Source organism: Marinagarivorans sp. (assembly GCF_982758155.1).
This window is the reverse complement of sequence record NZ_CEXWTU010000175.1, coordinates 1-10,894: the sequence shown is the minus strand read 5'-3', so window position 1 is coordinate 10,894 and position 10,894 is coordinate 1. Positions and strand designations below refer to the sequence as shown.

The window sequence follows — 10,894 nt, the reverse complement described above, 5'->3', positions numbered from 1 at the left end:
TTGATGCAAATGGCGAAAACCAGTGCCGTTATCGAGCGCATGAAGCAACAAGGTGTGCCTTATATTTCGGTAATGACAGACCCTGTGTACGGTGGCGTTTCGGCGAGTTTAGCTTTGTTGGGCGACATTAATGCGGCAGAACCTGGTTCGCGTGCAGGCTTTGCCGGCCCGAATATTATTGAGCAAACCATTCGTCAAAAGTTGCCTAAGGGTTTTCAGCGTGCAGAGTTCTTATTGGAGCACGGCGCTATTGATATGATTATTCACCGCAGTGAAATGCGCGATACCATAGCGCGATTATTGGCAAAAATGACCCATCAAGAACAGCCAGCCGCCTAATGCCGGAACGTTTTAGTACATTACCTGAGTGGTTGGCCTGGCAGGAAAGTCATCATCCTTCGGCTATCGACTTGGGGTTGAAGCGTGTTCGAATTGTTGCAGAGCGCTTAGGTGTTCTTTCGCCGAAAGCGCGCGTAATTACCATTGCCGGTACTAACGGTAAAGGAAGTTGTGTGGCTGCGCTCGAGTCGTTACTCAAGGCGGGCGGCAAACGTTTTGGTGCTTATACATCGCCGCATTTTTTGCGTTACAACGAGCGTGTTCGGTTGCAAGCCGAAGCGGTAACTGACGTGCAGCTGTGTGAATCCTTTGCGCGTATTGATGAAGCTCGCGGCGATATATCGCTGACCTATTTTGAGTTTGGAACCTTGGCGGCGATGGATATATTTAATCGTGAGCCTTTGGACTATTGGTTGCTAGAGGTGGGTTTGGGCGGGCGCTTAGATGCCGTTAATATTGTCGCTCCAAGTGTCGCCGTAATTACATCTGTGGCCATTGATCACGAGTCGTGGTTGGGCTCTACACGCGAAGCAATTGGTGGCGAAAAAGCCGGTATTTGTCGAGCGGATACGCCGCTGGTGTGTGCTGATGATTCTCCGCCTTTGTCTGTACAAAAATATGCAGAGCAATTGCGTTGCCCCTCTTTGTGGTGGGGTAAAGATTTTGGTGTGGCCAACGAAGCGCTGTATACCCGTGCAGGGATAAGCGTCGATATTAGTGGTGTCGGTTTACCTTTACAGAGCGTTGCCGCCGCCCTACAGGTGTGTGAGCTGGAAGGTTGTTTGCCTTCAAAGGCTAAAATTGTCGAAGCTGTAGCGTCTGCTCAGTTGACAGGACGAATGCAGTTATTGCCTACCGATAATTTGACCCTATTGCTGGATGTTGCGCATAATCCTGCGGCCGCAAAATTGTTAGCCTCCCAGTTACAGCGCCGAGGCTGTAAGCCATTGCGCGCGATTGTTGCGATAATGGGGGATAAAGACTTAAGCGGTGTTTTAGCGCCATTAGTGCCCTGGGTAACCCATTGGCATTGTGTGCAATTGGATGATAATTCTCGGTCAGCGAAACCAGAAATCATTGCGGATGTACTTCTCGGTTTACGCGTGAGCACTCAGGCAATAACACTTGGCGGTTCTGTAGCGACTCAGCTCGATGGGTTAAGGGCCTCAAATTTAGTGGATCAGCCGATCTTAGTTTTTGGTTCTTTCTTCACGGTTGCTGAGGCGTTAAGCTACAGCGAGGGTTAAATGGTTGAAGTAAGGCCATAATGGTTCAAGCGGTAGGCGGGTTAGTGATATGGATGACGGTTTAAAGCAGCGACTGATTGGCGCCATTGTCTTATTGGCAATTGCCGTAATTTTTATTCCCGTGTTATTTGACCGGCAAACGATTACGCCCGTAAGCACTGTAACCCAGGTGCCTCCCATGCCGACGATTAATATAGCGCCTGTTATTGTGGCTAAGGCGCCTGAAGTGCTTTCTCCCGCGCCAGAACCCGAGCAGATGTTTATTCCCGATGAAACCTTACCCGAACCCGAAACACCCGCCGGTCCTACATTAAATGATAATGGCGTTCCCAACGGTTGGGTGCTACAGGTCATTAGTTACAGCGAAAAACAAAAAGCCGTGGTTTTCAGGGATCGTTTAATCGAGGATGGTTACCATGCTTTTTTACGTGATGCTAAAACGTCGAAAGGGCTGCATTACCGGGTATATGTCGGGCCAAAACTCGATAAGAAAGCATTGCTGGCTGACAAAAAAATCATTGATAAAAAATATAAGCTAAAAAGTATTTTGTTGGATATTACGCCTAAAAAATAATTGAGTGGTCATTTTATGCTCGCCCCTTAGCTTTGTGGTTTTCTAATGCCGTGCAAAAAGTACTGAAGGCCTCCAGTAATGAGGGTAGGCAGTTTTCAATGGCGGCTTTATCGTTAGCTAATAAATAACCTTCGAATTCTGCGCATTTCTTCTGTAGTTGCACGCCGCCTAAATTTCCTGATACGCCTTTAATGTTGTGCGTGAAGGCTTTCGCGTCTTGGTAGTTTTCTTTTTCTACTGCACTCTTCACGTCGAGTATTTTTTCTGGCATATCTTCCATGAACATTGTGATTAATCGCATTAACCGGTCGTCGCGGTTTTTTACTCGTTTTAGAATGGCCGCTTTATCCCATATGGGATCTTGATCATCACCTATGGCTTCATTTTTCGGCGCTTGACTCGAAGGCACTTGTGGTTCTTTTTCTATCGCTTTAGGGATGGTGGCTGGGGTTGTATTTGTGGCGGCAAGGGCTTCCGATGACGCGTCCAGTGTTAGGTTGGCTCGTAAAGCTTTTTCTAGGGCATCTGGATCGATGGGTTTACTCACGTAGTCATTCATACCAGCTTGTAGGCATTTTTCTTTATCTCCAGTCATGGCGTTGGCTGTCATGGCGATAATGGGAATGCTTTGGTATTTTTTACCCGCGGCATTATCTCGAATTTGCCGAGTGGCTTCATAACCATCCATAACCGGCATTTGGCAGTCCATTAGAATGGCCTCAAAGGGCGGTATGTTTGCAGGGGCTGTTGCTAGCGCACGTATGGCTTCGTTACCATTGTTGGCGAGAGTAACGGTTAAGCCTAAATCTTGTAGTAGGCCTTGTGCAACCTCCTGGTTAATGGGGTTATCTTCAACGAGTAATACACGGCAGGTTCTTTCTGTTATACGACTACTTTCTTCGCTAATGGTATTGGTTGCAATCGAAATAAAGCTGCCGCCACTATAATTCCCCGTTAATAAATTCATGATTATGTTGAATAAATCAGATGGTGAAATCGGTTTGGTGAGGCTTGCATGAAAACCAAGGTTGGCGAAGTCTTGATGGCTTCCGCGCTCGCCTTGTCCTGCCAGTAAAATACGTAACTGATTTTGGTAGTTGGGAAGCTGTGCAATTTGAAGGCTGAGTTGCGTACCGCTACTAGAAGGCAGTTGGTTGTTAATGATGGCCAAATCTATGCTGCCGTGTTGTGAATTCAATATTTTCAGTGCACTTTCGCTATCTACAGCTTCGAAAGTTTTGGCTCGCCAGCTATGGAGCATGGAAACCACTTGCTTGCGTTGTGGTTCGCAGCCATCGACGACTAAAATGTGATGCGAACTTAAATCGATCCAGGGAAGCTCTTTTATTTTTTCTGCACTGCTTTTTAATTGTGCGTAAAAGGTAAAGTTAGAGCCCTGATTTATTTCGCTGGAAACAACAATTCTACCGTTCATTAGATGGCAGAGCTTAAGGCAAATAGCTAGGCCTAGGCCGGTGCCCCCGTATTTCCGTGTTGTGCTGGTGTCGACTTGAGTAAAGCTTTCAAACAGAGATGATAATTTATTGTTGGGGATGCCAATGCCGGTATCCGTAATGCTGCATTTGAGTTCTGCTGACTCTCCTTCAATAGTGAGTATTGGGGATATTTTTATAAACCCGGTCTCTGTGAATTTAATGGCGTTGCCCACAAGGTTTATGATGACTTGACGTAATCGTCCTGGATCGCCAATGACTTTGCAGCTGGGGATACTGCTGTAGTCAATAACCAGTTCTAGGCCTTTTTCTTGTGCTCGTAAAGCGAGGGGAGCGGTAGTTTCGCCAAAGAATTTATGGATATCGAAACTAATGTCCTCTAGTTCCATTTTTCCTGCTTCAATTTTAGAGAAGTCGAGTATGTCATTTATTAATGTGAGAAGTGATTTTGCGCTATTAAGGGCTAGTGTCGCGAAGTGGTCTTGCTTGTCGTTTAAGTGCTCACGCATAAGCAAACTCAGCATGCCAATAATTCCATTCATTGGTGTGCGAATTTCATGGCTCATGCTCGCTAAAAACTCGCTCTTGGCTTTATTAGCAATAGCGGCTTCGGTTGCCATTGCGTTGGCTTGGTTGAGTGTTTTCTGTAGTTTTTGATTGGTCATTAACAGCTCGTAGGCTGTTTTTTTACTTGCGGAAATATCGGTATGCGTGCCGTACATCATTAGGGCGCGCCCATCTTTTGAGTGGGTAATAACCTGACCGGTATCTTGTATCCATACCCACGTACCATTTTTGTGGCGCATGCGAATTTCCACATCGTAAAGCGGGGTTTGCCCTTTAATGTGCGCAACGAGCTTCTCTAAAGATATTGGGTAATCTTCTGGATGAGTCAGTTCTTCCCAGCTTTTGATCGTTATGGGTTGCAATTCTTCAAGGGTATAACCAATCAGCTGCGCCCAGGTATCGTTAACGATGGCTTCGCCCGTTTGTAAATTCCACTCCCAAGTGCCCGCGTTGATACCTTGAATAATACTGGCGAGGCGCTGTTTTTCTTTTTGAAGGTCTATTTTGGATTTCTTTATTCCGACTATATGCAGTGAAGTACGCTGCAGCAAATAGGCTATGCCCGATAACAGTAGCGAGAAGATGAGTCCTGTTGCTAGAAGCGTTAAGGGCATTTGATGCATGCTAGCATCAAAGCTTTGTGTGTATGTAGATAACGAAATGACGAGTTCATGATTGTACATGTTACGGGTAATGGCGGCGTTTAATGCCTTTCCTTCTGTGAGCTTTTCACCGTAAATACTCTTCCCCGCTAGCGAGATATAAATATTAAATTTATTGATTTGGTGTTGTTCAATTGATTGTTCTATAACCGCTTTTAACCATGTTTCTGTTTGAAATACGGCAACGATAAACCCCTCGAAATCACTATTTGTCAAAATGGGGAAATACATGAGCAAACCCGTACCTCCCTGCGCGAGAGGAGTGGGGGGTGTCATGGTGGTTATGGCATGCTTATAGGCTTTTTCTAATGTCGCTTTTCGTTCAGGCTCTTCTGAAAGATTAAGGCCAAGTATTGAGCGGTTTCCCTCTAGCGGCACAACCCAGCGTACGACGAGGTTGGTATCGACCCATTCAATGGCGTGATACCCCGGTTCATCTTTTACGATATTGAGTGCATCAGCCTCGAATTCGGCTTTGCTCAAGCCTTGGTGCACGGGCCAGCGATAGGTTAAGCGTTGCAATGAGCGCGCGCGTTGATGTAGGTCTTTACTGATGTCGTTACTGAGTCCTTGTGCATAAAAATGCAGCATTTTTTCTTGCTCTTTACGGTTTTGTTCTGAAACTAAGCTGTAAAGCAAAAAACTTAATGTGCAGGTGATTATGCCCACTAAAATTGGGAGGGTAGGTTGGTTCAGTAGGGGGGCCGACCGATTAATTAAACGCGACATTACAAGACGCTGACTCCTGCGATTGTTCAATACGTGTTAATCACAGCAAGCCTCGATAAACGCTCGGCATAAATATGTGATCATTTCGCTAATTCCTTCATTAACTATAGCTAGCTTCAGCGTGAATGAGCGTGAGTTTACGGTTGAGACTGAATTAATAAGGATGGTTGGGGGCGGGGAGACAGTAATTTGACGCTGGATGATAATTTCTCATTCTGATATCTCCGAGGAGGGATTTATGTTTCCGTCGTGGCGCCGCCTTCGTTGTTCCTACTTACGTGACGCTTTTGTCGTTAGTCGGAGGTGGGCACCTTGTTGACAGGGGTGTCATTCAAGAGGCTCTTTTCTCGTCTTGTGAGGGTTGTCACGAATGCCGATAAAATAATTGCGAGTAGATCGCAAACAGCCGTTTTCTTTATTTTTGCGCGGGTTTGATTCTTTAGAATGCGACGCTGTGTAAAAAGAGCTTTTACCTCCACGATGCCCGTGTGCGACCTTCTTTGTTCGAGTCATCTGTGGCCGACAGTGGAGGTCCGTTGTTATAAAAATAAATGTATCTTTGTATTAAGGGTTTGAAGTTTTATGACCGAAATTGAGCCAGCCAAGGCGACGATTAATGATGTGGCCAGTCTTGCCAGCGTGTCTAAGAAAACCGTTTCTCGAGTCATTAATAACGAAGCCAATGTTCGGCAAGTGACTCGTGAACGCGTCCAGCAGGCGATGTCGGATTTAAATTATTATCCCAATTTGTCCGCGCGTAGCTTGGCTTCAAAGCGTTCATATTTGGTTGCGATGCTGTATTGCGATGTGGGTGCTTATTATTTGCATCAATTGCAAAGCGGACTATTGGATCACTGCTCAATGCGTAATTACTCGCTGCTTATGCAGCCTTGTGAGGGTTCGCCGGAGCAAATATTGGCGCAGGTAGAGCATAAGGCGCGCTATATGAATGTCGATGGTTTTGTCTTGGTGCCCCCCTTAGTTTGCATGCCTTCATTAACCTCATTAATGAAGCGCTTAGGGAAGCCTTATGTCCGGATTACGCCGCGAGAAGAATACGATGGTTTTTCTGAGATTTTGTGTGATGACGAGCAAGCAGCGTTCGATCTGACCAGCCACCTCATTCAGCAAGGACATAAAACAATTGCCTTTGTTCGCGGAAACCCTGATTGTTTGTCTACAATTACGCGTTATGAAGGTTATAAGCGCGCCTTACTGAGCCATGGCTTAGCGCTTGACGAACTCTATGTTATGGATGGTACTTACGAGTTCAGTTCCGGGGTTGCTGCTGGAAAAGTCCTATTGCAAATGCCGATTCGTCCAACGGCGATTTTTTGCAGCAATGATGATATGGCGGCAGGAGTGCTTTCGGTAGCACACGACCTCAATATTCAGGTCCCTCAAGCATTGGCTATCGCGGGGTATGATGATTCGCCGTTAGCGAGCCAGTCGTGGCCAGCACTCACGTCAGTTAAGCAGCCAAATCGTCGAATGGCGGAAGTAGCTGCGAATAAGTTGATCGATAAAATAGAAAAAATTGAAAATCCTGATTATCCTCAGAACATGGCGTGCCAGGTGATGTACCGTAATTCTACCGAAGGTTGGCAGGCGAACCCCCTTAGCGTTAAAGCGACTTCTGAAACTGTTTAAGCAAAACAAAGCAAAACAAAGCAAAGTAAATCAAGGTAAAGCTAAACAAGTGCTTCAAGGAATGGGCGCGGCCTCTAGTTTGAAGTGACTCTTAGCAATAGCGATTTGATAAAGCTTGGGGGGCTTGTCCAAGCTGCTGCATGCGGCTTTAACGGCATTTCGCGTAGCTTCATCGCTGTTAATACCAAGGTACACGGCTCGTATACTACCTTTGGTTAACATTTTTTCATCCCTACAGGGGTCGTCTGTTTTTCTAAATGATGCGTTTTTTGGCATTAATGCTCGCCATTCGCGCTCTTCCGATAAAAAGCTGGGCTTTGATAGTAGGTTTTTAGGGAAGCGTTGGCTTGGGTTAACGGCCAGGTTATAGAGTAGCTGATTGAGTTGTTCTTTAAGGGTAGTTAGTTGTGGGCGCTCGTTGGTGTATTGCACGCGCTGAACCTGCTCTAAGCCATTCTCGGCATCGGGTATTACGCTAATGGCGATGCCTTTATGCTGGTCCGCAAATCTATCCCAGGCCGTCGGTAGATCTGGCGATGCACAAAAACAGCAGGTACGTACCGATTCAACAAACATTTGCCACTTTTGTAAAGAGGCATGTAGCTGCTCTTCTTTCTGCGAGACCATTCGGTTGAGTAGATCTTTTAATACGTTTTCAGCTTCCTGCGGTGAATTAAAACGGCCCTCATCGCGCCATCGGTTAATGGCTGTTATTAGCGGAGTGTCGCCTTTTGGTTTTTCATCACTGAAAATAAGTGAAGTTGATAGCTTCACGGCAGCATCAAGTAGTTCTTTGCTGCTAAATGGAATGGCGCATTTACCATTCATCTCAAAAGGAGATGAATAATGATTGGGGCTACTCCATAGCAAGCTTTGTGAGCGAAGTATGGCGAGGCCTGCGTCAGCGCTGACGTATTTTATGAGGTGTTTTGGGCTCTCGGCGGTCACAGTCAGTCTCGTAGTCGTGAATCGATGTGTTGGTGTCCTTTTAAGAGTAGCTGGTGTTGCGCAACTCTGTACGCTTTTTGGGGAAATCAATAGTGTGTTGTTGGTTTAGGGCCGAGGAAAAAAATACTTTATCCAATAATACTTGCCTCTTGCCTCCTCAGCAGCGTTGCTCAAAGCGTTACATGCCTCGGTAACTGCTCCACGACATTATGCTCCTGCAATGTCTAATAAGGGGCTCCTGCCCCGATGCGTTACCCTAATGACCTATGTCCTATAGGCCCCGGCATGCGCCCCTTCGAGCGCCTTGCTGAGAAAGCAGGAGCCCTCGCCTAATTGGACAAACTATTATTGCCTCGCCCCTTATGTCGCTTGAGTCAACAGGTGGGTGGCTTGTCGCCAGTATCAACAAGGCTGTTTTTGCGTCAGCCGGCAGGTTGCATGTCGATCTAAATTCCTGTCATCCCCTTGCGCTAATCGAACTCGAGGCTAAAATACGCCGAGATTGTGCTCAGCGTATTTGCTATTACTGTTCTATAGAGGGTTTGCCATGCAGTTTTTAGGTTCTCATGTGTTATCGGTTGATCAGTTTGAGCGGTGCGATATCGAACGTGTATTTGGCGTTGCAGACTCGATGGTACCTTACGCTTCGCGGGCCAAGGTTACGCGTGTGTTAGAGGGCGCCATTCTGGGTAATATGTTTTTTGAACCCAGCACGCGAACACGGGTAAGCTTTGGTTGTGCGTTTAACCTGCTGGGCGGAAATGTTCGTGAAACCACAGGTTTCCAAAGCTCTGCAATCGCAAAAGGGGAGTCTCTGTACGATACCGCACGCGTGTTATCCGGTTACAGCGATGTGATTTGCATGCGCCATCCAGAGCCTGGCTCTGTGGCTGAATTCGCCGAGGCGAGCCGTGTGCCCGTAATTAACGGTGGTGATGGTGCTAATGAGCATCCGAGTCAAGCGTTGCTAGATCTTTATACTATCCGTAAGGAATTAGAGGATAAGGGTCGCTCTCTCGATAGTTTACGCATTGCCATGATCGGTGATTTGAAACATGGTCGTACCGTGCATTCCTTGTGCCGTTTACTGGCCCTATTTAAAGAGGTTCAGGTTGTTTTGGTCTCGCCTGACGAGCTGGCGATGCCAGAGAAATACATTGAACATTTACGCGAGGCGGGGCACCGCGTCACGATCTCGTCGGACCTATCCAACAGTATTCGCGATGTTGATATTGTGTATTCAACACGGATTCAAGAAGAGCGCTTTAGCAGTAAAGAAGAAGCCGATCTTTATCGCGGACGTTTTCGTTTGAATCAAGCGATTTATACGCAGTACTGCGAGCCTAATACCGTCATTATGCATCCGTTACCTCGCGACTCGCGTGCTGATGCCAATGAGCTCGATAACGACCTTAATCAAAACCCTAACTTAGCGATTTTTCGACAGGCGGATAATGGAGTGTTGGTTAGGATGGCATTGTTCTCGTTAATTTTAGGTGTGGAGAATGATGTTGAAAAGCATGCTAAACCGGTAGGTTGGTATCATCGTCGATCGTTGCTTTGATGTTGAAGTAATGGTAACTATTCAGGTGGGTTAAAAATAATGCCGACCTAAAAGGCGAATTGATTGTTTTCTGGGCATTCAAGCGTCGGGAGCGCTTGCATAGCGCCCAGGGATGGCTTGAGCGGCCCAGAAAATGATCAATTTGCCGGCCTATCTGAGCATGGCTGAATAGTTACAAATAATGCAGCTTGTGGTGAAAATGACGTCAAGTCAGAGAGGAAAAAAACGCCGAATCTGGTTCTTAAGTGCCAAATAAATTAAATTATCAGCATAAAGTATGACTTTTGTCATGTATTGACCGGTATAACCCATTACAATCAAGCTGTAGTCTATTGTTGTGGGTTGTACTGATGTCTAATTTTCGCTTCACTCTCAAATCGTTTCTGCTTTTACCTTTTATACGCCAATCGACGGCAGCCTCTGTTTTCTCGCGCAGCACATTACCCTTGGAGTGGGAATTACCTTTCCATGCACGAACATCTCGACATCGAGGCTTAGCACTGGGCTTTAAGTTTAGTGTCTTGTTGGTGCTATTGCTGGCAATCGCTTGGAGCACAGCGTCTTCGGCCGATGACCGAGATGCTGCGAGCAAGCAAACAGAGCAGTGGTTAATGGCAAAATACGATACCAATGGCGATAGTATTATTTCGGTGGATGAAATTAGCCAGAAGCGTGAAAAAATGTTTAGCCATATGGATGATAACGGCGATGGGCAGGTGAGTATGCAAGAGTATGCATTACTGGATGCAAAGAAGAGGGCGCTAATTGTACGTGCGCGCTTTTCTAAGTTAGACGCCAATGCTGACGGCAAGCTTACCGATGAAGAGTATATTCAATATTATGGGGCTTTTGGTGCCTTTGATTTAGACGGTAACGGTAAAATCACCTCGGCCGAAATAACCAGTGATACTGATGCGGCTTCAACACAGGTAGCGACCAGTACCGAGCCTAAATGTTTCTTGTGGTTGTGTGTGCGCTCAACAACCTATTAAGGGGCAAGGAAACAATATTTCATCCACTAATGCTTGATATCGACATCCTTACCTTCGTTGCTCAAAGCGTTACATGCCCCGGCATGCGCCCCTTTCAGCGCCTTGATAAGAATGCCGATCGATAACTGCTCCATGCGTTATTCTAATAACCTGCCTCCCTGCAGGCCC

General features: G+C 46.4%; 7 protein-coding genes and 1 pseudogene. 6 read left to right on the top strand and 2 right to left on the bottom strand.

The genetic code is table 11. From position 1 onward, the window contains the following. From AC3A8L_RS15860 to AC3A8L_RS15850, 3 genes and pseudogenes are all read left to right on the top strand, one after another. A pseudogene (locus AC3A8L_RS15860) lies at positions 1-339 on the top strand (acetyl-CoA carboxylase, carboxyltransferase subunit beta); the annotation flags it as partial. Further along, positions 339-1,586 (top strand): bifunctional folylpolyglutamate synthase/dihydrofolate synthase, encoded by a 1,248-nt coding sequence (locus tag AC3A8L_RS15855; RefSeq protein WP_487963248.1) that lies wholly within the window; start codon positions 339-341, stop codon positions 1,584-1,586. The pseudogene AC3A8L_RS15860 and the gene AC3A8L_RS15855, both read left to right, overlap by 1 nt. Before the next feature lie 49 nt (positions 1,587-1,635). Continuing rightward, positions 1,636-2,160 carry an SPOR domain-containing protein gene (locus tag AC3A8L_RS15850; RefSeq protein WP_487963247.1) on the top strand — a complete coding sequence of 175 codons (525 nt, stop codon included), beginning with the start codon at positions 1,636-1,638 and terminating at the stop codon, positions 2,158-2,160. Positions 2,161-2,173: 13 nt separating this feature from the next. Here the strand turns inward: AC3A8L_RS15850 and AC3A8L_RS15845 are convergent, their stop codons facing one another. Beyond that, positions 2,174-5,572, bottom strand: a complete 3,399-nt coding sequence (locus AC3A8L_RS15845) for a response regulator (protein ID WP_487963246.1) — start codon at positions 5,570-5,572, stop codon at positions 2,174-2,176. Between the two features lie 582 nt (positions 5,573-6,154). On the opposite strand from AC3A8L_RS15845, the gene AC3A8L_RS15840 reads away from it, so the two are divergent. Next, positions 6,155-7,222, top strand: coding sequence for a LacI family DNA-binding transcriptional regulator (locus tag AC3A8L_RS15840; protein WP_487963245.1), 1,068 nt, complete (start codon positions 6,155-6,157; stop codon positions 7,220-7,222). Positions 7,223-7,276: 54 nt separating this feature from the next. On the opposite strand, the gene AC3A8L_RS15835 is transcribed toward AC3A8L_RS15840, so the two are convergent. Then, positions 7,277-8,170 carry a DUF2971 domain-containing protein gene (locus tag AC3A8L_RS15835; protein ID WP_487963244.1) on the bottom strand — a complete coding sequence of 298 codons (894 nt, stop codon included), beginning with the start codon at positions 8,168-8,170 and terminating at the stop codon, positions 7,277-7,279. A gap of 547 nt (positions 8,171-8,717) precedes the next feature. Between AC3A8L_RS15835 and AC3A8L_RS15830 the strand changes: the two genes are divergently transcribed. Both AC3A8L_RS15830 and AC3A8L_RS15825 read left to right on the top strand, forming a co-directional pair. Next, positions 8,718-9,734 (top strand): aspartate carbamoyltransferase, encoded by a 1,017-nt coding sequence (locus AC3A8L_RS15830; protein ID WP_487963243.1) that lies wholly within the window; start codon positions 8,718-8,720, stop codon positions 9,732-9,734. Between the two features lie 350 nt (positions 9,735-10,084). Then, a complete protein-coding gene (locus AC3A8L_RS15825) occupies positions 10,085-10,726 on the top strand; it encodes an EF-hand domain-containing protein (protein WP_487963242.1) in 642 nt (213 codons plus the stop codon). Positions 10,727-10,894 lie beyond the last annotated feature (168 nt).